This window comes from Paraburkholderia sediminicola, assembly GCF_046026855.1.
Lineage (GTDB): Bacteria > Pseudomonadota > Gammaproteobacteria > Burkholderiales > Burkholderiaceae > Paraburkholderia > Paraburkholderia sediminicola_A.
Genome location: NZ_JAQQET010000001.1, coordinates 155,132 through 176,715 on the forward strand (window position 1 = coordinate 155,132; position 21,584 = coordinate 176,715).

A 21,584-nucleotide genomic window follows, 5' to 3' on the forward strand; every position below is an offset into this window, starting at 1 on the left:
TCACCCGCTGGCGAGTGGACCGGATACATCTGAAAGACCCGCTTTGCAACATCCAGCAAGGCGGCTAACTCATTCGCATGCCTACCGAAAGGCACATTGCATTCAAGCTTGCATCGCCTGTTGCAAGGCTGCCAGACACCGCAAGTTCTCGGCTCCCGTGCCGACCGAAATCCTCAGCCAGTCCGGCAATCCATAAACACCGACAGGCCGTACGATTACGCCCTGACGCAACAGGCTGGCATTGACCATGGCCGCATCGCCTACCTGAACAAGAACGAAGTTCGCGCGCGAACGCAGGTAGTGCAAGCCTAGCGAATCGAAGCCCGCATAGAGTTGCGCCAGCCCCTTATGGTTTTCAGCACAACTGCGCACAAGGAAAGCCTCGTCATTGAGCGCCGCTACGGCTGCGCGCTCTGCCAGCGCCGTCACCACAAAGGCCGGTCTGATGCGGTTCAGCAATGCCGCCAACGGCGGTTGCGCAACACCGTATCCGACTCGCAGGCCAGCCAGTCCATACGCCTTCGAAAACGTTCGGGTCACGATCAGATTGGGAAAGCCCCGCACCCATGCCAGACTGTCATAACAGTCGTCGACCGGCAAATACTCGCTATACGCCTCGTCGAGCAGGACCGGGATGTGGCTCGGGACTGCAGTAAGGAAGCGCTCCAGCGCCGCGCCCGATACGAACGAGCCGGTCGGATTGCCCGGATTCGCAAGGTAGACAAGCGCGGTATTCTCGTCGATGGCGGCGAGCATCGCCTCCAGGTCGCAGCCGTAGTTATGTGCCGGCACCACCTTGTGTGCGGCGCCAGTGCGCTGCACGGCATTGACGAACGCCTGGAACGAGTACTGGGCATAGACCGCATTGCGGCCGGGTTCAAGAAACGCAGTGGCGGCCAATCCCAGCACGCACTCCGAACCGTTGCCCGGCACCAGGCATTCGGCCGGCACGTCGAACCTGCGCGACAACGCGGCTAGCAATGCATGGCAATCGTTGTCGGGATACCGGGCCAGCTCAGTGCCGGCATCCGTCAGAACAGCACGGGCTGCCGCGCTCATGCCGAGCGGATTTTCGTTTGAGGCCAGCTTGACGATCGCTTCGGGTTGAACACCTATTTCACGCGCCAAAGCGTCAATCGGCTTACCCGGCTGATACGGTTTCGTCGCACGAATGTGGGCCGGCAGTCGCGGTGCCGTTTCGCTGGTATCACGCATGGGTACAGCCTCCCTGTATTGCCTTCAATTCGAAAAATTCCTCGACACCGTAACGTCCGTTTTCGCGTCCGATGCCCGATTGCCGATAGCCGCCGAACGGCGCGGCAAGATTCTGCGGTGCGCCGTTGACGACGACCTGTCCCGTGCGCAGGCGCCGGGCGATGCCGAGCGCACGCTGCGCATCGGCACTCCAGACGCCGCCCGACAATCCATAGGGCGTGCTGTTGGCGATCGCCACAGCGTCTTCTACATCCGTGTAGCTCATCAGCGCCAGCACGGGACCAAAGACTTCCTCACGCGCTAACGTCATGTCTGGTGTCACGGCGGAAAACACGGTCGGTCGCACAAAATAGCCGTGCTCAAAACCAACGGGGCGGCCGGCACTGCCAGTCACGAGCCGCGCCCCCTGTGCGAGCGCGGTGCCGATATGACGCTGCACGGCCTCGAACTGACGGCGGTTGGCAACCGGTCCGAGCCGGGTCTCCGGACGATCAGGATTGCCTACGATCCAGTCCCGGGCGTGCTGCGCGCATAGGGCTTCGACTTCACTCAGCAGGACGGCCGGTACCAGCAGCCGCGTCTGTGCCGCGCAAATCTGGCCGCTGTTCGTGAAGCATTGGCGCAGCACCGTTGACACCGCGTCAGACAGCGGTGCGTCGTCGAGCAGGATGGTGGCCGACTTTCCGCCCAGTTCAAGCGCGACTTTTTTCACGGAATCGGCCGCAGCGCGCGCTACTGCACGCCCGCCCGTTAGAGACCCGGTGAAGCTCACCATGTCGACCTCGGGATGGGCCGCCAACGCCGCGCCTGTGCCCGGCCCATCACCCCATACGAGATTGAACACGCCTCGCGGCAGACCGGCTTCGTGAACAATTGTGGCAAAGCGTCGAGCGGCAAGCGGCGCTAACTCGCTCGGCTTGAGAACCACCGTGCAACCGGCCGCGAGCGCCGCGCCAACCTTGGCGACGATTTGATGCAAGGGGAAATTCCATGGCGTGATGGCCGCTACCACACCCACCGCTTCACGCACGACGAGCGAGTGGCCCACGTTTGTTTCAAGCGCCATCGAACCGATCGCCTCGATCGCCAGTTCGAGATTACGCAACGGCATCGGCACCTGCATCTGCCGCGAGACCCATAACGGCGCGCCGATCTCCTGGGCAAGATCGGCGGCGAAGCCATCGAGCTGCCGCGCAATGCCCTCACGCACGCGGTTCAATGCCGCGCAGCGCTGCTCAACCGGCGTGGCGGACCAACCACCGAACGCGCGCCGCGCCGCGGCAACCGCCGCATCCACGTCGTCCGCATCACACACGGCAATCGAAGCAAATTGACGCTCGGTGCACGGATCAAAAGCCGCGAGCCTGTCGCGCCCGGCAACGGGAACCCAATCACCGTCGCAATAGAAAGTATCAAAATTTTCCACGCCCTTCCCCTTATGCCGCCTTGGCCGGTTCGCCAAGCGGGTTGGGCGGCGCTTCGCGGCCTGCCAGCTTGAGCGGCGCCTTGAGGCGGAATAGATGCCAGGGACTCGGCATCTCGCCGACCTGCGCTTCGATCACCACAGGCGCACGTGCGGCAATCGCATTGCGTACCGCCCCCTCAAGCTGCTGCGGGTTGGTCACGCGTTCGAAATCCAGATCGAAGGCCGAGGCAAGTCGATCGAAATGCGGATTGCACAGTTCGACCGCGATGTTTTCGCCGAAGGTCTGTTTCTGGATCGTCCGCACATTGCCGAAATGGCCGTCGTTAAATACGACCGTGACAAGGCCTACGCCATACTTGCGCGCCGTCGCCAGCTCCTGCATGTTCCAGCCGAAGCCGCCGTCGCCGTTGATGCTGACCACGGCACGACCCGGGTTGCCGGCAGCCGCGCCGAGCGCAGTGGCGAACCCGTAACCGAGCGTGCCCTGATAGCCCGGCGTGATGAACGTACCCGGCTGGTAGACCGGATACATCAGCCGCGCGAAATAGCCGACCTGCGTCAGTTCGTTGACGAGGATGCCGTCGTCGGGAATCGCACTGCGCAACGCACGTGTGTAGGCACTCTGCGGCTCGATCTCGTCGGCCTGACGCTGAGCCCACGCACGCACGATGTCGAGGTCGGCCGGGGGCGCGCGGCGCACGCCGCTCAGTTCGTCGCACAACGCTTCGAGACCGAGCCGCGCATCGGCGCCAATCCCGAGACCCGGCGCGCGTGGCGCCGACCAGTCGGCCGCGTCGGCGTTCAGATAGATGTAGCGGATGCCTGCGCCCGGCCACGACGGCGCAGGCGTCATGATGTCGAGAAAGCGGCTGCCCACCACCAGCACGACATCGGCGTGCGGGAACACGGCGCGACCGCCGAGCGTATTCAGCGCGAGTGGATGCCGGCTCGACAAGGCGCCTTGTGCGTTATCGTCGAGTACGACCGGGGCCTGCAATTTCTCCGCAAAACGGCGCAGCGCCTCGCTCGCGCCAGCGGCCAGCACGCCGCCACCCGCGTAGATCACAGGAAAGCGTGCCCGCTCAAGGAGTCCGGCGGCCTGGGCAATGGCGACTGGATCAGGCCGCACACGGCCGGCATCATCTTCATTCGCAGGCGGATCGATGAGCGCGATATCGGCGCTCGCGCTCAATACGTCATGCGAAATTTCAATGCCGACCGGACGCGGCCGCCCGCTGCGCAACTGCTTCACCGCTTCGCGCACGAGCCCTGGAATGGCTTGCGGCAACGCTGCACTGCCCTGCCATTTCGTCACGCTGGCCAGCACCTGGGTCTGGTTCGGAATTTCGTGCAACAGCCCGTAGCCGCGGCCGACCCCGCTCGAATGGATATTGCCGGTAATGGCCAGCACCCGTGAATTGCAAGCATAGGCGGTCGACAGCCCCGCCATCGCATTGAGCAGCCCGGGGCCGGGCACGACCATGCTGACGCCGATGCGCCCTGTCGTGCGTGCATAGCCGTCGGCCATATACGCGGTGGCCTGTTCATGACGCGGCACCCAGTAGCGGATCCGGTCGCTCTGCTGACGCAGCGCTTCCACGGCCCAGTCGAGCTGGACACCCGGAATGCCAAAAATATCGGTGATGCCTTCACGCACCAGTTGCTGCGCGAGCGCTTGTCCGCCGGTCATATTCATGGAGTCACTTCCTTGCAAATTGGAGAGGTTTGAGTTCGATGTCTGAGCCGCATCAACCGTGTTGTGGCGCGTCTTGCGCCATCGGTCTCGCGGCTGCTCCGGGTAGCGCCAACGCAGCGGCAAGACCCAGCAGGACACCGAAAATCACGTAATACGCGGGAGCCATCCGGTCGCCAGTGACGACAATCAGTCCCGTCACAATGAGCGGCGTAAAGCCGCCGAAAACCGTGGTCGACAGGTTGTAGCTGACCGACAGACCGCTGGAGCGTCCACTCACGGGGAACATCTCCGCCAGTGCGGTGGAAAGCGGGCCAAGCACCGCCGCGCCCAGCACGCCGAACAGCAATTCGATCGCGAGCAGCGTGCTCATGGCCGGGTCGGCCTTCAGCCAGGCAAAGCATGGCCACACAGCAATCAGGCTGAACACGAACCCCCACGCCAGCACGCTCTTGCGTCCGACCCGATCGGACAAGGCGCCGAATGCGGGACATGCCAGAATGCGCACCACGCCCGATATCGCGATCACGACGAACGGCGTGCTCGGCGGCATCCGCAGGTACTGCACTGCGTAGGTTGGCATATAGATGTTGAAGACGAATTGCATGATGGTGGTGCCCGCCACCAGCCCGCTCGCGATGACGATTTCGCGCCAGTAAACCCGCAGCAGTTGCCCGAACGGCAGGCTCGGCTCGCGTTCCCGCGTCACGCGAAAGAGTTCGGGTTCGTCCACCCGGTTACGGATATACAGCCCGACCGGCCCGATCAGCAGGCCCAACAGAAATGGCAGCCGCCAGCCCCATGACTCCAGTTGCGCCGGGGTGAGGCCCTGCGTGATCAGTACACCGACGAGCGACGCGAGGACACCGGCCACCGCCTGCGCAAACATCTGAAAACTGCCGAACAGGCCCTTCTGGTGGGCAGGCGCGGATTCCACCAGCATCGACGTCGCGCTGCCGAACTCCCCACCGGCCGAAATGCCTTGCAGAACACGGGCGAGCACCATGATGACGGTCGCCACCACGCCGGCCTGCGCGTAAGTCGGCGCAAGACCGATCATTGCGGTCGCCACGGTCATCATTGCGATGACCAGCAACAGTGCCGCCTTGCGGCCCACGCGGTCGGCATAGATGCCCAGCACGATGCCGCCGACCGGACGCGCCACGAACGAAACGCCAAATGTCGCTGCGGTCAGAAGCGTGGCCGACGACCCGGCCGTGGCCGGAAAGAAGTGGCGTGAGATCACGCCCATCAGATAACCGAAGGCGATGAAGTCGTACCACTCCAGCACGTTACCGATCGTCGACGCAAAAATCACGCGACGGTGTTTGAACAATTCCTGCATGTCTCCAACCTCCTGAAGGGGTCTTTCCAGTTCGCTCCTGGATGGGCGTGCCCCGACTGCGCGGGTTCCTGCCTGACTGAATCGTGTCACCTTAGAGATAACCACGAAAGCCTTTTTTGGCTATCATGATCGCCTTTAGCGATCACTATCGACCCACGGAGTAACGACATGACATTGCAGCAATTGCGCGATTTCACGGCAATCGTGAACCAGGGTGGGGTGCGCGCGGCGGCGCGCGCACTCGATGTGTCGCAGGCGGGGCTCACCAAGAGCGTGTCGAAACTGGAGGCGTCAGTGCAGGCGTCACTGTTCGTTCGTACTTCGCGCGGGGTCGCCCTCACCGCATTCGGGGAACGCCTGCTCGAACACGCGGCGATCATCCTGCGCGAATGCGACCGCGCCGAAGCGGACCTGAACCAGCTGCGCGGCGACGAAGCAGGCGAAGTCGGTGTCGGTGTGTCGCCCGCGCCGTCGATTCATCTGGTGCCGGCCGTGCTGCCCGAGTTTCGCCGCCGTTATCCACGGGCACGGCTTCACGTCACGCACGGCCTGTCACATTCGTTATTGCCCGCCGTACGGTCGGGGCAACTCGATATCGCCATCACGCCGGTACCCGAACCTTTCGACGCCGCTGGGTTGCACATCATTCCGCTCTTTCCGACCGAACCGTCTATCGTCGGACGACGCGATCACCCGCTTGCGAAGAGCCGCTCGATCAAGGAACTGGTCGATTGTGAATGGGTGATCACCGGGGTGGCGGATAGCCTTGGCGCGCCAGGCAGCAGCATCGTCGACCTGTTCGCCGAGGCTGGGCTCGGCCGGCCAAATGTCGCCGTCGTGTGCGACTCATTGTTCGACACGCTATCGCTGATCGCCCGCACCGATCTGCTCGCACCGCTGCCGCAAGCGGTGCTGACACACAGCCTCATGCGGGACGGCCTGGCACGCATTCCGATCCGCGAACCGCAGAAGGTCTACACGATCTGTATCGTTCATCGCGCCAGCCCGCCGCTGTCGCCGATCGCGGCGGCGTTGACGGCGATGCTGGTGTCGTTCGCGAAGATCGGGCGTGGGATCAGGGGGGAAGAACGATGAGCCCGGCAAGAGCGGGCAAGTGGTCCAATTCAAATAGCGATGTTTCATCCACCCGCAGATCCAGGGGCGAAATAATAAAGCGCCGCGCCTTGGTCACTCCGCTGCCAGCGTATGCCTCCGGTTCGAAAGCGTCCCCGCTCTCGTCCGGTCACTATCTTCTGTAGCCGTCGTTCAGCGTGGAGAGGAAAGCGGCGACGTCGTCGATATCCTGCTCCGACCACACGGGGCGCTCGCCCACCTTGCGCGTGAGCGGTTCGTCGGTCGTATCCACATTCACGCGCAGCGCAACCGGCAAGTCGTTGAATTTATCGACCTTGCCGTGAGCATCTGTCGGGTACCACTTCGCCGGATTCGTATCGCGCTGAACGTAGAAACGCAGCGCGTCCTTCAGCGTATGGAAGCGGCCGTTGTGGAAGAACACATGCCGCGTTGCCGTGTTGCGCAGGGACACAGATTTGAAGAGTCCGCAGTTGCTTCTGTCGCTAGACTGATCGGTACGCAGCGGTCCACACAAACCCATATCGAAGTACTTCGGATCCGCGTTCACACGCAAGTCCGGATTGCGTGGCACGCCGAGCGCCTGGAAGTTGAAGTCGGTGAAAAGCGGATGAGAGCCATCGACACCCGATTGATCGATGTGGCACGAGGCGCAATTGCCTGCGGCCGGATCGTCGAACAGCTTCTTGCCGCGCAATTCGCGTGCCGTCAACTGCACCTTGCCGTCGAGGTAGTAATCGAACTTGCTGGTGTACGGATGAAAACTCGGGTCTTCGAGCTCGAAGCGCTCGATGGCATACATCGCCTGGGTGAATGCCTTGCTGGGGTCGGTGAAAATGTTCTGGCCGAACACTTCGCTGAAGCGCGCCGCGTACGGCGCGTGCTCCAGTTTCGCGAGCACCGCCGCCGGATCCCGGTTGGCCATCTCGTCCGGATTGAACAACGGGAAACTCGCCTGATCGTGCAGACGGTTAAAGCGCCCATCCCAACCGAAGCCGCCAACCGGCACGTTGTCCGTTTCGCTCAGGCGCTCGGACAGACTGGCCGCCTGCGCATGACTCCACATCGGCGTACGGTTCAGCACGTAGCGCAGGCTCGGCACGGCGCGCGTGCCTTGCGAGCGCATGTCGGGTCCACCCAGTTGCGCGGCCAGCCCGTTGGGCGGCCCGTACGCATGCGACGGGCTATGACAGATCGCGCACGACATCTTGCCCGAGGCCGACAACGACGGATCGAAGAACATCAGCTTGCCGAGCGCAGCGGCATCGCTGTATGTAGGCGGCACGTCGTTCGGCGCCGCACCCGCTGCCATCGGCAGCAGTACAGCGCCCGCCAGCACGGCGAGCGCTGCGAATCGCATTGCGGAAACCGTCATCGGCTTAAAGGTTCGTGAAGATGTCGTTGCCGAACCCAACCAGGCCAGCCTGCCCCGCGTAGCCGAGATAACCCAGCTGGAAAATGTCTTCAATGCTCCTGAGCATCGAGTAATGGTTGTACTGCACTGTCGACACCGTGCCCGGTTTGATGAACTTCGAGATCATCACCGCACCGGTCTGGTCGCCGCCAAAGCTCTGTTTGGTCAGGTTGATCGTCGCACCCTTGTACGACAGCGACGAAGTCTCCGGGAACGCCGGCAGATTCGGACCCGGCTGCTGGCTGCAGCAGGTTGTACCCGCGAAAGTCAACTGCGTTTGTCCCGCTGAAGGCTGGGTCACCGACGCATAGCTGCTCTCGTCGAAGTTGATGATCAGCAGACCGTCCTGCTGGAATGCCGGCGAGGCGGTGATAATCGGCACCCACTTCTGCAGGAATGTGTTCGCGCTCGTCAGGCCGCCGGGCTGGCCATTCACGCACGGCGCGTCGTGGCCATCGTCGCACAGGTTCGGCGTAATCAGGTTGAAGTTGGCGGTGGTCGAGATCGATTGCAGGTCGGTTGTGAGTTTGTTCAGGTTCACGACGTTCTGGCCGCAGTCCGGCGAATCGATGATCGAGTGGAAATACATGAACGGGTTGTGACGCGTTGCGTATTGGTCGCCCAGCGGCACGGCCGCGCTCGGCGCTTGCCCAACCTGCGTGAGGTCGGTTGTGTTGAGCGCCGGATGACCGCAGGTAGCGGCTTCGCGCGTGGGGTCGTTGCCCATGTCGTCTTCATAGCCCTTCCATGTCAAACCAGCGGCCTTCAGCTGGTCCGGCAGCGTCTTGATGCTCGCCGGATACACGCAGCCCGAGCCGATTGCCTGACCGTCCGGCGTCATACCCGCGAACTTGAAGTCCTGGTAGATCGGGCAATCGTTGTCCGTTTCCGGTGTCGGCGCCTGACCGCTGATCATCGAGATGTAGTTGTCGAGGCTCACGTGCCCCGTGCCGTAGTACTGCTGCACCAGCGCGCCTTGCGAAGCCAGTGTCTGCGACAGATACGGCGCCTTGCTGTTTGCGCCGAAGGTAGCCGCATAGTTCTCGTTTTCGAGCGTGATGACGAAAACATGCTTGATCTGCTGCTGCCCGGTCACATTGAGCGACGAGGACGACGAGCCGCACGCGGCGACGATAGCGCCTACGAGGACAGCAGAAATGGCAGCGAAAAGTGTGCGCATCAAGGTGCGTTTTGACATTCCCTTCCCTTTTAATTGTGTTTTCCTGATCCGATCGAATCGACATACATCCCAATTGCTTTGCATGACGAACTAAATCGGATTGAATCACTGGGCATGTAATTACCCGTGCTGCCCACTGGCAAAAAAAACGGCGTATTCCGCGATCGGGACCGCCGTTTCTGGTGCAAAGCGAGGTTAACACCGCCGGTTCAATCGCACGTAGTCCATCCCGACTAAGGGGAAACGACGACTGCAGGACGCAATCAAAGGCTCCCTGTCCAACCGCGCCCCATTTCTCGCTTTTCCCCACACCACGCCCGAAATCGCGCCTTGACACCAAGACATCATGACGTCATGATGTCTACGATGAACAGTGACCGTAACAGCCAACTCCCCCTCTACGCGCAGGTCGAAGCCGTACTCGCCGCACGGATCACAGACGGCACGTATCCGCCAGGCACGCAGTTGCCCAATGAAGCAAGCCTGCTGGCGAGCTTCAACATCAGCCGCACCACGCTGCAAAAAACGGTGCAGAACCTGATTACGCGCGGTTTGATCGAAATCCGCCGCGGCAAGGGCACCTTTGTGACCCAGCCGCGCCTCACGCAGCCGCTCACCGAGCTGAGCGGCTTTGTCGAAGATATGCGTGCGCAGGGCCGCCATCCCACCGCCCGGCTGCTAGCGAGACAAATCGAAACCGCGAGCGAGGCCGTCGCCGGCAAACTGGCGCTCGAACCGGGCACGCCCGTCGTCCATATTCAGCGCGTGCGTATCGCCGACGGCACACCGCTTTCATTCGACGAAACCTGGCTACCGAAAGACATCGGCGAAAAGATCATCGAAAACGATCTGGAGGCGGAGCCGATCTTTACGCTGCTCGAAGAGAAGTACGGCATTCCGCTGATCGAAGCCGAATACCGGCTCGAAGCGATCGCCGCGAACGAAGCCGTTGCGCAGGCCCTCGAGGTCGACGTGGGCAGCCCGATTTTCCTGATCGAGCGAACCTCGTATTGCGACGAAAACCGTCCGGTCGATTATGAAAAGCTGTACTACCGTGGCGATCAGATCCAGTTCGTCACCCGTCTCGCCCGGCGCAAGCCGAACGGCCAATGACCGGCGCGCAGGCTACGATGGATCTGAGCTACACGCTGTGGCTCTTCGCGGTGTCAGTCGGGGCAAGCGCGTTGGGCGGCATGCTTGGCATGGCAAGCGGCATTTTTATCGTGCCCATCCTGACCATGTTCGGCCACCTCGATATTCACGTCGCAATTGGCGCCAGCATCGTTTCGGTGATCGCCTGCTCGTGCGGCGGTGCAGCGCCCTTCCTGCGCGGTCGCCTGACCAATATTCGTCTCGCCGTGGTTCTGGAAACCGCCACCACGCTGGGCGCGTTGTCCGGCGTGCTGCTGAGCGGGCTTATCCCGGTGCCCGTGCTGTTTTTCATTTTCGCGGTCATTCTGCTGCTCTCCGCCCAGCAAATGCTGGCGCGGCGTGCCGACCCGATCGCCAGCTATGGCGCCAACGCGCCGGGCACAAATTCGTGGGGCACATCGTTGCAACTGGATTCGAGTTATCCGGATCGCGCACTCGGACGCGATGTCGACTATCGCGTGCAACGTGTACCGCTGGGTTTGTCCCTGATGTACGGCGCAGGGTTGATTTCGGCGTTGCTCGGCATCGGCAGCGGCGTCCTCAAGATTCCGGCGATGGACACGGCGCTGCGCTTGCCAATCAAGGTCTCGTCCGCCACGTCCAATTTCATGATCGGCGTGACGGCGGCGGCCAGCGCCGGTGCTTACTTCCTGCGCGGTGAGATCGTGGTCGCGATCGCCGGCCCGGTGGCATTGGGCTCGGTCGTGGGCGCCGTGCTCGGCGCGCGCGTGCTCACGCGCGTATCGGGCGAGAAACTGCGCGTGCTTTTTGTCGTGGTGCTTGCGCTGCTCGCCGTGCAGATGCTGCTCGAAGCATTCGGCGTCCATCTTTCCGGAGCGCCGGCATGAGCCGCATCGCGTCGAGCGGGGCACGGCTCGAGTACTGGCTGGCGAAGCTCCTGCAGTACGGCACATGGGTGGCAACAGGCACGATTGCGACCGGCCTTGCAATTAGCCTTCCAGCCAGCCTTCGAAGCGCTTTTCCCGGCCTGCAAATTCCCACCGGACTGCTTTCAGCGTCGGCCGGCATGCATATTGTGAGCGTCGGCATCGCGCTTTTTATCCTGCTGCCGATAATGCGGCTTATATTGATGTTAGGGATGTTCCTGCATCAACGCGACTACCGGTTCAGCGCGATTGCCGCCCTCGTGCTGGTGATCGTCGCTGCGGGATTACTGGCCGGCGCAGCCTGATGTGCGCGGCACGAACGACCCCGGGTATGATGCCGATCGTGCACGGGTCGGCGTTCGACCCACCGCTGCACATTTGTAATGCACGCGTTGTAATGCATTTTGTCATTGCGTTTTGTCACGCGTTTTGAAGTTGCATTGGCAGCCGCGTCTTGCGCGGCACTTCTTCCAGTCACGAGAACCATCATGCCCGTCCAACACGACGAAGTCCCCACCTCCAGCACCGAGCCGGGCAAGGCAAAGCGCAAGGATCTGTCCATTGTGGCGCGCAATCTTATGATGGTTGCAGTCGGCGTCGTGGTCTTCGCGATCGTTGCGACGGTCGTGCTTTACGGTCCGATCACTTACGGCGACGAGATTCCCAACTTCGGCATCATTCTCATGCTGACCGTGCCGGTTATAGCGGGCGTGGCGTTCCGCGTCGGGCTGGATGCGTGGCTGGATCGGAAATGAGCGGCAACACCACCCACACTTCCAGGCCACCGCCTTCGCGTGCATGAAACTGCAGGCTGCCGCCGTGCAGCCGCGCGATCCGCTCGACAATCGCAAGCCCGAGCCCGGTGCCACCGCTGTGCGCGCGGGCATTGCGGCCACGCTGAAACGGCGCTTTTAGCTGCTCCAACTCCTCCGCCGAAAGCCCTTTGCCACGATCGCCGACCGCGACATACACCGCTTCGTTTGTGGTCCAACTCCGCACAGCGAGCCCGGTCCCGCCATATACGATCGCGTTCTGCATCAGGTTCATCAGGAGCCGCATCATGCTGATCGGCCGGTAAGCCACAGCGGGCAAGTTCGCGAGCGACAACTCGAATTCATGCCCCAGCCCCGCGAAATCGCCGGCCAGCCGTTCGATCAACGCATTCAGATCACCGGGCGCCACCGCTTCACGCTCGCCGCTCCCCGCGTAGTCCATGAACTGCTGCAAGATCGTCTCGATCTGATCGAGGTACGACTCGGCGGCGACCACGAAGCTGCTGTCGCTGCCGTCCGGCATCGCCATGGCCATCGCAAGGCGCAGTTTGGTCAGCGGCGTGCGGATATCGTGCGAGATACCGGCCAGCATCAGCGCGCGCGTCGCTTCGGCTTGCTGCAACGCATGCGTCATCTGATTGAACGCGCTGCTTACCGTGGCGATCTCGGCAGGACCATCGGTCGGCAACGGCGCGGGCGTTTCGCCGGCGCTCACGCGGCGCGCGGCCCGCGTCAATTCCTGGAGCGGCTGGTTGAGATGGCGCTGGATCACGTAGCCAGTCAGCGCCGCCAGTGCACCCAGACCGAGCGACAGCAGGATCGCCGCGTCGAGTCCGGCGCCTTGCGCGTCCTCGGGAATCGGCAGCGCGATCCAGTACGGCGTGCGCGGCGCATCGGCTGGCGCGTGCATGCGAATCCACATCCGTTGACCGCCTTCGGACTGCCAGCGCACCGGCATGTCGGCGGGCAGGTGCGCACGCAAGCTCTCGAGAAACACGTTGCGTTGATACGTGCGATAGGCGTGCATCAGACCAGGCGGCGGCGCACCAGCCGCTTCGGCGGGGAGTTGCGCGCGAGCGTCGAGGCGTGCGGTCAAATCGGCACGCGCGCCAGGCGGTGTGGCCTGAAGCAGATTGTCGAGCGTCGTTACGTAGGTGGCGAACACCGTGGCCGCCCGTTCGACGCGAGGCCGCTGCACATAGTGCAGCAAGACGCCGAGCACGCATATCTGGCTCAGCATCAGCAGCACGATCAGCAAGACGATATTGCGCGCCAGTAGCGTTTTCGGCAGCGCCCTCTGCAGCAGCGAGCGCGTCATGAGTCGACGTCCGCGATCAACATGTAACCGACACCCCACACGGTCTTGATGAAGCGCGGCTTCGACGGGTCGTCCTCGACGATCTGCCGCAGCCGCAGCACCTGCACGTCGATGCTGCGATCGAGTGCATCGTGCTCACGGCCACGGGCGCGCGCCAGCAGATTGTCACGGCTCACAGGCCGGTTCGGCGAGGAAGCCAGCGCGACCAGCAACAGCATCTGCGCCGAATGAAGCTCAAGCAGTTCTCCAGCACGCGACAGCTGCTGCTTGCCGACGTCGAGACTGAAATCGCCGAAACGCACGCTCTGCGAGGTCACGGTGACATCGCCCGAGGCCATCTTCTGGCGGCGCAGCAGCGCATTGATCCGCGCCACCAGTTCACGCGGCAGGAACGGTTTGGCGAGATAGTCGTCGGCGCCGGTTTCGAGGCCGACCACCTTGTCGAGCGGATCGCCCTTCGCGGTCAGCATCAGGATCGGCAACGTCTGCCCTTGTGCGCGCAAGCGGGCGCAGATCGCGAGGCCGTCCTCCTCGCCGATCATCAGATCGAGCACAAGCAGATCGAACGGCTCGCGTTCCAGATAGCGGTCGAGCCGTTTGCCATCTTCCGCGATACGTACGTCGAAGCCGTGGCCGCGCAGGAAGCGCTGCAGCATGTTGCGCAGTTCGGCTTCGTCGTCGAGCACGATGATTTTGGCGGGGCGATCCATGCGAGAGCTCCTCGGTTTAGGCGTCGGGCAGTGCACAGGCGACAGGACGTGGCAGCTTTCATCGCACGCTGGGGCCTCAAAGAGACCTACGATCCCGCCGATGCCCGCGTGGCTCAGTGCGCTGCCCCGCGCTCCTGCATGAATGCCGCGATCTGCGGCAACGTAATGTAGCCCGCTTTCTGCGTATCGATTTCATCGAAATGCTTCGCGACCATCGGCATGCCTGCCGCCGCCTGGTCTCTCGTCAGCTTGCCGTCGTGCGTGGTGTTGGCATTCGAAAAACGCGTTTGCAGTTGCTGCGCCATGCGTTCCATGCGCTGGGGATTGCCGCCCTGCGGCGCGGCGGTTTGGGCAAACGTAACAGTGGATGCGCAGCACAGCAGCACAACAGCGATCAACTTCTTCATGACTGACTCCTTGGATTGGACTCATCGTGCGTCGCCTGCAAACCGCCGCGATCCGTTCGATGACAGGCCGAATTCTTGTTCAAGCGCCGCCGGAAGGCAATTTCAGAATCGTGTCGCCATATGTCATCGTTTTAGTGGCGTCGGTACGGCAAGCACGCGCGCTGTCGACGTAACCCAGGATGCGTTCCCGACACCTGCACGCTTATGTCGTCATAGTCCGCTCTCGCGCGACATTGAATGAAATAAGTTCGCGCTGCCGTTCTGAAGGCGGTTTGCGTATCTTTCGTCTGCCGGCGCCGTACGCACCACAAGCACCACAATCGGCGCCTCAACGGTTCGGCAGAACTCTCAAGCAATCCGAACCAGCCGGCCTGCTTCTTCACCGGAAGACGCGCCGCTCAATGTCTCAGGAGTATCAATCAAATGAGTATTCGTCTCTTCTGTGCCTCTACCTTCACCGCCATCGGTCTCGCCTGTTCGTCGACGGCATTCGCCCGGGTGGTCGTCTATATGCCCGCTGCGGTGGTCTATGCACCGCCGCCACGCCCTGTCTATTACTACGTGCCGGTCAAGCCGGTCTACGTGGTGGCGCCGCCGGCTCCGGTTCCCGTTGCTGTAGCGGTCGGCACGCCCGTGCCGCTGCCTGCGAATGCCCTCGCCCCATACGCGATCGTGCCGGCCCCCGCCGTCACCTATACGCAACCCGTGATGACGGTGCCGCGCTAAAGCAGCCGAAGCGGTTCATCAGACGACTTGGGACGCGGCATGCTCACCGATCGGTAACTAGTGTTCTACGACACGATTCTTACAGACAGAGACGTGGGATGGGCTCGCCGCTTCAGCGTTCCGCTACACGTTGCGCGGATTAAAACAGATGGAAGACATGCCTCCTCCGAAGGCCTCCCTGATTGGGCGGCGTCGATACATCAGACAAATACATCACGTTTGAAAGCTTGATGTCAACTCGACATCGCGGCCTGCGGTACGGTCCTTGCTGAATCCTGTTCTAGCGCCCCAGCGTGCCAATGAGTTGGACATATCTGTCCAATTGCCGCCGTACCGCTTACCCCGTTTCATTGCCCGTTCACCTCTTCTTCCGGAACGTTAGATGAGCTATCAGGATATAGACAAAGAGATCGCCCACCTCGAACGCGTATTCGGGCTGATATCCACCAACGACCGCATTCCGCTGTCGTATTGGCGCAATCGCCTGCGCATGCTCCCCAAGACATTGCTGATGCCCACGCAACGGGCGCGCCTCGCGCGGCTCGATGCCGCCTTGCGCTCGCTCGAACAGTCCGCGCAAATGCTCGTGGCCGAGCCACCCATGCGTTCGACCGGCACACTGCCATGATGGGAAGCCTGGGCAAGTGACTGACCGCCCTCGCGCCGGAGATCAGCGACAATCGCCGAGCGGGCATGGATAGCACGCAGGGTGTCAAGGCCACCTCCGCATGTTCTCGGCTCAACCGATCAGAATCCGCGCCGCAAGCGCCAGAGCGAGGGCCGGCAGCATCACCACCACGCCCACTTTCAAAAACTTCAGGAAGCTCACGTCTTCGCCTTCGCGGCGAATTGCGCTGAGCCAGAGGATCGTTGCGAGCGAGCCGGTAATCGACAGATTCGGACCCAGATCGACGCCGATCAGGAGCGCATCGATCACGCGCTCGGGACTATGCGCCTGCATCACCGTCGAGCTGGCGATCAAACCCGCCGGCAAGTTGTTCATCAGATTGCTGCCGATCGCGATAATGGTGCCGGCCCAGCCGGCCGTCGCGATTTCGCTGTGCTGGGTCGCGCTTTGTACCTGAGCGACGAGTGTCTTGATGACACCGGTGTGATCGAGCATTTCGACGAGCACGAACAACGCGGCGACGAGCGGCAGCACGCTCCACGATATTTCCCTGATCATCGGCAGCGGCGATTTGCGCTCCTGGATCAGCACGACCCCGGCAGTCAGCGCGCCGAGTATCGCGGTGGGCAGGCCGAGCGGGACATCGAAGGCGGAAACCGTCAGCAACACGACAGCTGTCACCGCGATACCTGCCAGCGCAATGCGCCCGCTCGACGACAACTCGAGCGGTTCAAGATTGGCCTCGCAGGTACCGGCGAGCGCTTCGCGCTGGGTCCAGCGCAACAGCACATAGGTCGCAACGATCGAGAGCACCGAAGGCAGCGTGAAGCGCATCAGCCAGGCGCCGAGCGCCGGCGTGTGATTGCCGTACAGCACGATGTTTGCCGGGTTCGAGATCGGCAGCACGAAGCTCGCGGCATTCGCGATGAACGCACAGACGAAGAGCAAGGGCAGCGGATGCGTCTTCGCTTTTTTGGCGGCGGCAAAAACAGCCGGCGTGAGCACGACCGCGGTGGCGTCATTGGAAAGAAAGGCGGTGATGACCACGCCGACCAGATAGACCAGCAGAAAGAGCTTTGCCGGCGAGCCTTTAGCATGGTTCACCGCGAGCACGGCGACCCAGTCGAACAGACCTTCGCGGCGCCCGACTTCCGATAGCAGCATCATGCCGAACAGGAAGAGGTAGACGTCCGTGCCTTTGCCAATGGCCTCGATGGCCAGATCGACGGGCAGCAGGCCCAGTGACACCAGTAATAGCGCGCCGGCAACGGCCCACACGGCCTCGGGCCATTTGAACGGCCGGGTGATGACGCCGGCCGTGGCGGCTATGGCTATACCCCAAGACAGGAAGACGGAATTCACCAAACAGGTTCCTGGATTCTGATTGTGCGCGAGCGTGGTAGTGGAGCGCAGCATAACCCATGACCGGGATGCCGCACGGGTCGGGCGCAAGTTGTGTGCCCACACAATTCACGCTGCCCCGCGCAGTTTATTCCATCCACATTAGCGTCACGGCTAGAACAATCTGTTCTCTTCTCCCCGGCTATTCAGTTTTCATTGGCGTCCCTACTATCCGCATTCACATGCGATACGCCGCACACCGCACGCGGCAAGCACCACGAATAGCGAGCTTCAACCCATGAAACCCCGTTCTTCAAACGTCGAGCATTACAGCAGCCCTGCCGTCGCCCTGCACTGGCTCATTGCATTGCTGATCATCTGCGGGTTCTACATCGGCTGGATCATGACCGATATCCCCGGCTTTACGCCCACCAAGCTGAAGTACTTTTCGTGGCACAAGTGGATCGGCGTGACAGTCTTCGTGCTGGCCGTGGCGCGCGTGCTCTGGCGCGTCACTCACCGCGCGCCGGCGCTCGATAGCGCTACGCCCACCTGGCAGAAGGCTGCCGCCCATCTCGTGCATGGCGTGCTCTACGTTCTGATGCTGGCGATTCCGCTGTCCGGCTACTTCTATAGTTCGGCTGCGGGCATTCAGGTGGTGTACCTCGGTATCGTGCCGCTGCCCACCCTTATCGGCCCCGACCAGGCGCTCAAGGCAAGCCTGCGCACGGTCCACGTGCTGCTCAATTACACCTTGCTGACACTCGTTGCCATGCATGTGCTCGCGGCGCTCAAGCATCAATTCGTCGACCGCGACGGATTACTCGCGCGGATGATTCCGTTCCTCAGATAACACCTAAGCAGGTGTGAAGCAGGCGGGTAGCGGACGATTGGCTACAACCTGTTGGCAATCTAATTCCCAGCGGTGTGCAATCACAGCGCGTGGGTTCGATAGGATGCGTACCACGATGAAATCAAACTTTTACCACTCCATTCTGGCCGGCGTTGCCGCTTTCTCTTTCCTCGGCGCAAGCCTCGCGCACGCCGATGTAGACACGAGCAAAAGCAACGTCATTGCCACGACGAAGCAGATGAACGTGCCGGTGGACGGAAAATTCAAAAAGTTCTCGGCGCAGTTGAATTTCGATCCAGCCAGGCCAGCCGCTGGTAGCGCCAACGTGTCGATCGACACGGGCAGCTACGACCTCGGCGCGGACGATTACAACAAGCAGGCCCAGGGCAAGGAATGGTTCGATAGCGCGACCTATCCGGCCGCGACGTTCGTCTCGAGCGCGATCGCGCCGGCCGGCGGCAATCAGTACAAGATCACCGGCAAGCTCACCATCAAGGGCAAATCGCAAATCGTCGTGGTGCCGGTCACGATTGCCAGCCAGGGCAACACGCAAACCTTCGACGGCGCATTGCCGATCAAACGTTCGCAGTTCGATGTCGGTACGGGCGAATGGAAAGACACGTCGGTTGTCGCCGACGAAGTCGTTATCAAATTTCACATCGTCGCTTCGAAGAAGTAACTGGACACACCGAAGCGTCACAGCACTTTCTGAAATCTGGAGAATCTCTTGAAGAAACAACTTTTGCTCGCCGCAGGCGCGCTGGCCGCAGCCATGTCGTTCAACGCAATGGCCGCCGATACGTATCAACTCGATCCGACGCACACCTACCCGAGCTTCGAAACCGACCACTTCGGCGGACTGTCGATCTGGCGCGGCAAGTTCAAGAAGAGCAGCGGCACCGTGGTACTGGATCGCGCGGCGAAAACCGGTACGGTGGACGTGACAATCGATATGAGTTCGGTGGATATCGGTAACGACAAGCTCGACGCGGAACTGGTCACGGACAAGTTCTTCGATGCGGCCAAGTACCCGAGCGCAACCTATAAGGGCACGCAGATCCGCTTCGACGGCGACAAGCCGGTGGAAGTGATCGGCACGCTGACCATGCATGGCGTGACCAAGCCGGTCAACCTGAAGATCGAATCGTTCAAGTGCATCATGAACCCGATGCTCAAGCGCGAAGTGTGCGGCACCGAATCGACCGCGACGTTCAATCGCGACGACTTCGGCGTCGACTTCGGCAAGACCTACGGCTTCAAGATGCAGACCACGCTGCATATTCAGGCCGAAGGCATCAAGCAGTAACAGCTAGCCCGTTCAGCTTGCTTCAGGCGACTGCTTCATGCAGTTGCTTCAGGCGGTTGCGGCAACGGGTAGAAAGACCGCCATGTTGCCGCAACCTGCTCCATCTCCATGCCCCCGCTTCACTCAGCCGCCCGTCATCGAACGGAAATCTCCCGCGTTTTCCGTTTGTGTTCGAGACTCAAACAGGCTCGCCGCGCCGACGACCTCTTGTTATAATCCTCTCACCAACTCGAACAAAACATAACGCCTCCCCACACTGCGCGACAGGACCTCCATGCTGAAACCCGACCGCCTCCGCGCCCTCGCCGATGCGCTGGCCAAGCAGAGCGTAATGCGACTGCGCGACGCCGCCAGCCTGCTGGGCGTATCGGAGATGACTGTCCGGCGCGATATCGCAGGCAGTCCGGAGCGATTCACGTATCTCGGCGGCTACATCGTCAGCGCGACCGACGTACCCAATAACGCCGGCTATTCACTCGAAGAAGAGAAAGATCATTTCGCGCAGGCCAAGGCGGAAGCATCCGCGATTGCGGCGAAGCTCGTCGTCGACCATGAAACGATTTTCATCGATTGCGGCACGACACTCACCACGCTTGCACGCCTGATTCCGCTCGAGCGTCACGTCACCGTGGTCTGCTATTCGCTGAATGTCGCGGAGATTCTGCGGCGCAAGCCGAACGTGCGGATGATTCTGCTGGGCGGCGTCTACGTGCCTTCTTCAGATTCGTTTGCAGGCGAAGAGAGTCTGGAGATGCTGCGCCGTATGGGCATCAATAAGGCGTTCATTTCCGCGGGCGGTGTGGATAACGCGCGCGGGGTCACCTGCTGGAACTTTCACGAAGTCGCGCTCAAACAGGCGGCCATGACAAATGCCGTCGAACGGCATCTGGTCGTGGACCAGAGCAAGTTCGGCGTCGTCAAGGCGGTACGCTTCTCGCAAATCGACGACTTCGATTCCATCATCACTGAACAAGGCCAGGAGCACCGCAAGCGCAAATAAATGCGCTTGCCGCACCACGCGTCATAGCCTATGCAGCCTGTGCAACAGACGTTCAGTTTCAGCTTTTGCGCTGCAATGCGAACAACGTCCCGGCGAGCAGAATGAACGCGCCGATAATCACCTTTTGCCAGGTGCTCGGCACGCCGACCAGAATCAGCACGCTGTTGATCAGCGTGACCAGCACCACACCCAGCAACGTGCCGGCCACCGTGCCCGTCCCGCCGGTAATGCGCGCGCCGCCCAGGATCACCGCGGCGATCACATCGAGTTCCGAGCCCACGAGATCGAAAGGATTCGCGAGCCGGTTGTTCGATACATGCAGAATGCCCGCAATGCCTGCGAGCATGCCGGTGTAGCCGAACACGAACAGATGGATCGCGCGCAGGTTGTAGCCGAGCCGCTCGGCGATCGCAAGGCTGCCACCCATCGCATAGACACCGCGCCCCATCATGGTCCGGTTCAACAACCACCACGTGACAATGGCGGCCGCCACCAGCGCCAGCACCGAAACGGGCAGTACCGCGCGCAGACCTTCATTGGTGTGATAGAAAAACAGCGGAATCCGGCCGAAATGATCCATGCTGTGCGGAATGTTCATGAAGAACGTCGTGCCGATGAACGTCAACAGCAGGCCGCGATACAGATACTGCGTGCCGATCGTGACGATCAGCGAAGGCGCTTTCAAACGATGCACCAGCAGGCCGTTGATGAGACCGAGCACTACGCCGCCCAGCGCACCGGTGATCAGGATCAGCGCGAACGGCGCATCCGGCCACCATGCAAATACCGCTTTCGTGATGCCGTACATCGTCAGCGCGGCGATCGCCGTGAACGAGACGTCGATGCCACCGGACGCCAGCACGACGAGCGTGCCCAGCGCAAAAAGCGACATCGTGGTGGCCGAATGCAGTAGATCGAACAACGTCGCAAGCTGAAAGAAGCGCGGATTGATCGCGCCGACAATCAGGCACGTCGCCGCGATCAGCGCGACTGTGAACCATTCGGGGTTGCGCGCGAGCCTGGTCCACAAGGTAGGCGGCTTGACCTCAGGTGCGACTTCGACAACGGTCGGGGTGGTCATGGTCTGGTTCATGCGCGATTGGATGCGCGAGTTCATG

Annotated in this window: 22 protein-coding genes; 11 read left to right on the top strand and 11 right to left on the bottom strand. The window is 61.7% G+C overall.

The window, feature by feature from the left end; all coding sequences use genetic code 11:
• Positions 1 to 102: 102 nt before the first annotated feature.
• The 4 genes from hisC to PQR40_RS00675 are packed head-to-tail and all read right to left on the bottom strand — an operon-like array spanning position 103 to position 5,679.
• A complete protein-coding gene (hisC, locus tag PQR40_RS00660; RefSeq protein ID WP_408241724.1) occupies positions 103 to 1,215 on the bottom strand; it encodes a histidinol-phosphate transaminase in 1,113 nt (370 codons plus the stop codon).
• Entirely contained in the window at positions 1,208 to 2,641 is a 1,434-nt protein-coding gene (locus PQR40_RS00665; RefSeq protein WP_408241727.1) for an aldehyde dehydrogenase family protein, read from the bottom strand. The genes hisC and PQR40_RS00665 overlap by 8 nt, the downstream gene beginning before the upstream one ends.
• Before the next feature lie 10 nt (positions 2,642 to 2,651).
• A complete protein-coding gene (locus PQR40_RS00670; RefSeq protein WP_408241730.1) occupies positions 2,652 to 4,337 on the bottom strand; it encodes a thiamine pyrophosphate-dependent enzyme in 1,686 nt (561 codons plus the stop codon).
• A 52-nt stretch (positions 4,338 to 4,389) separates the two neighbouring features.
• Positions 4,390 to 5,679 carry an MFS transporter gene (locus PQR40_RS00675; protein WP_408241733.1) on the bottom strand — a complete coding sequence of 430 codons (1,290 nt, stop codon included), beginning with the start codon at positions 5,677 to 5,679 and terminating at the stop codon, positions 4,390 to 4,392.
• Positions 5,680 to 5,847: 168 nt separating this feature from the next.
• Here PQR40_RS00675 and PQR40_RS00680 point away from each other — a divergent pair, with 168 nt between their 5' ends.
• Complete coding sequence (locus PQR40_RS00680; protein ID WP_408241736.1) at positions 5,848 to 6,774, top strand: LysR substrate-binding domain-containing protein; 927 nt, start codon at positions 5,848 to 5,850, stop codon at positions 6,772 to 6,774.
• Between the two features lie 151 nt (positions 6,775 to 6,925).
• On the opposite strand, the gene PQR40_RS00685 is transcribed toward PQR40_RS00680, so the two are convergent.
• The gene (locus tag PQR40_RS00685; protein ID WP_408508199.1) at positions 6,926 to 8,146 is read right to left on the bottom strand and encodes a cytochrome-c peroxidase; all 1,221 of its coding nucleotides are present in this window, start codon (positions 8,144 to 8,146) and stop codon (positions 6,926 to 6,928) included.
• Positions 8,147 to 8,150: 4 nt separating this feature from the next.
• On the bottom strand, positions 8,151 to 9,383 hold the full coding sequence (locus PQR40_RS00690; RefSeq protein WP_408394399.1) for an alkaline phosphatase family protein: 1,233 nt from the start codon (positions 9,381 to 9,383) through the stop codon (positions 8,151 to 8,153).
• Positions 9,384 to 9,731: 348 nt separating this feature from the next.
• On the opposite strand from PQR40_RS00690, the gene PQR40_RS00695 reads away from it, so the two are divergent.
• The 4 genes from PQR40_RS00695 (at position 9,732) to PQR40_RS00710 (ending at position 12,159) form a co-directional block, all read left to right on the top strand.
• Positions 9,732 to 10,478 (top strand): GntR family transcriptional regulator, encoded by a 747-nt coding sequence (locus tag PQR40_RS00695; protein WP_408237025.1) that lies wholly within the window; start codon positions 9,732 to 9,734, stop codon positions 10,476 to 10,478.
• Positions 10,475 to 11,365, top strand: coding sequence for a sulfite exporter TauE/SafE family protein (locus tag PQR40_RS00700; RefSeq protein WP_408508200.1), 891 nt, complete (start codon positions 10,475 to 10,477; stop codon positions 11,363 to 11,365). The genes PQR40_RS00695 and PQR40_RS00700 overlap by 4 nt, the downstream gene beginning before the upstream one ends.
• Positions 11,362 to 11,709 (top strand): DUF1634 domain-containing protein, encoded by a 348-nt coding sequence (locus PQR40_RS00705; protein ID WP_408339859.1) that lies wholly within the window; start codon positions 11,362 to 11,364, stop codon positions 11,707 to 11,709. Before PQR40_RS00700 ends, PQR40_RS00705 begins: the two co-directional genes overlap by 4 nt.
• Positions 11,710 to 11,892: 183 nt before the next feature.
• Complete coding sequence (locus tag PQR40_RS00710; RefSeq protein ID WP_408394397.1) at positions 11,893 to 12,159, top strand: hypothetical protein; 267 nt, start codon at positions 11,893 to 11,895, stop codon at positions 12,157 to 12,159.
• Here the strand turns inward: PQR40_RS00710 and PQR40_RS00715 are convergent.
• From PQR40_RS00715 to PQR40_RS00725, 3 genes are all read right to left on the bottom strand, one after another.
• Positions 12,104 to 13,495, bottom strand: coding sequence for an ATP-binding protein (locus tag PQR40_RS00715; RefSeq protein ID WP_408508201.1), 1,392 nt, complete (start codon positions 13,493 to 13,495; stop codon positions 12,104 to 12,106). The two genes, PQR40_RS00710 and PQR40_RS00715, sit on opposite strands and share 56 nt — an antisense overlap.
• Entirely contained in the window at positions 13,492 to 14,205 is a 714-nt protein-coding gene (locus tag PQR40_RS00720) for a response regulator (protein ID WP_408237039.1), read from the bottom strand. Before PQR40_RS00720 ends, PQR40_RS00715 begins: the two co-directional genes overlap by 4 nt.
• Before the next feature lie 113 nt (positions 14,206 to 14,318).
• A complete protein-coding gene (locus tag PQR40_RS00725; protein WP_408339861.1) occupies positions 14,319 to 14,612 on the bottom strand; it encodes an EF-hand domain-containing protein in 294 nt (97 codons plus the stop codon).
• Positions 14,613 to 15,035: 423 nt separating this feature from the next.
• Between PQR40_RS00725 and PQR40_RS00730 the strand changes: the two genes are divergently transcribed.
• Both PQR40_RS00730 and PQR40_RS00735 read left to right on the top strand, forming a co-directional pair.
• Positions 15,036 to 15,338, top strand: coding sequence for a hypothetical protein (locus tag PQR40_RS00730; RefSeq protein WP_408508202.1), 303 nt, complete (start codon positions 15,036 to 15,038; stop codon positions 15,336 to 15,338).
• A gap of 382 nt (positions 15,339 to 15,720) precedes the next feature.
• Positions 15,721 to 15,966 carry a hypothetical protein gene (locus tag PQR40_RS00735; RefSeq protein ID WP_408237045.1) on the top strand — a complete coding sequence of 82 codons (246 nt, stop codon included), beginning with the start codon at positions 15,721 to 15,723 and terminating at the stop codon, positions 15,964 to 15,966.
• Positions 15,967 to 16,077: 111 nt separating this feature from the next.
• Here the strand turns inward: PQR40_RS00735 and PQR40_RS00740 are convergent, their stop codons facing one another.
• Positions 16,078 to 17,328, bottom strand: coding sequence for an arsenic transporter (locus PQR40_RS00740; RefSeq protein WP_408508203.1), 1,251 nt, complete (start codon positions 17,326 to 17,328; stop codon positions 16,078 to 16,080).
• A gap of 277 nt (positions 17,329 to 17,605) precedes the next feature.
• On the opposite strand from PQR40_RS00740, the gene PQR40_RS00745 reads away from it, so the two are divergent.
• The 4 genes from PQR40_RS00745 to PQR40_RS00760 all read left to right on the top strand — a co-directional run bounded on the left by PQR40_RS00745 (position 17,606) and on the right by PQR40_RS00760 (position 20,466).
• Positions 17,606 to 18,160, top strand: coding sequence for a cytochrome b (locus PQR40_RS00745; protein WP_408237051.1), 555 nt, complete (start codon positions 17,606 to 17,608; stop codon positions 18,158 to 18,160).
• A 115-nt stretch (positions 18,161 to 18,275) separates the two neighbouring features.
• Entirely contained in the window at positions 18,276 to 18,839 is a 564-nt protein-coding gene (locus tag PQR40_RS00750; RefSeq protein ID WP_408508204.1) for a YceI family protein, read from the top strand.
• 48 nt (positions 18,840 to 18,887) lie between these two features.
• The gene (locus tag PQR40_RS00755; protein ID WP_408508205.1) at positions 18,888 to 19,466 is read left to right on the top strand and encodes a YceI family protein; all 579 of its coding nucleotides are present in this window, start codon (positions 18,888 to 18,890) and stop codon (positions 19,464 to 19,466) included.
• A gap of 274 nt (positions 19,467 to 19,740) precedes the next feature.
• Entirely contained in the window at positions 19,741 to 20,466 is a 726-nt protein-coding gene (locus PQR40_RS00760; RefSeq protein ID WP_408237059.1) for a DeoR/GlpR family DNA-binding transcription regulator, read from the top strand.
• 58 nt (positions 20,467 to 20,524) lie between these two features.
• Here PQR40_RS00760 and PQR40_RS00765 read toward each other — a convergent pair whose 3' ends face one another.
• The gene (locus tag PQR40_RS00765) at positions 20,525 to 21,583 is read right to left on the bottom strand and encodes an ABC transporter permease (RefSeq protein ID WP_408508206.1); all 1,059 of its coding nucleotides are present in this window, start codon (positions 21,581 to 21,583) and stop codon (positions 20,525 to 20,527) included.
• Between the last annotated feature and the right edge of the window lies 1 nt (position 21,584).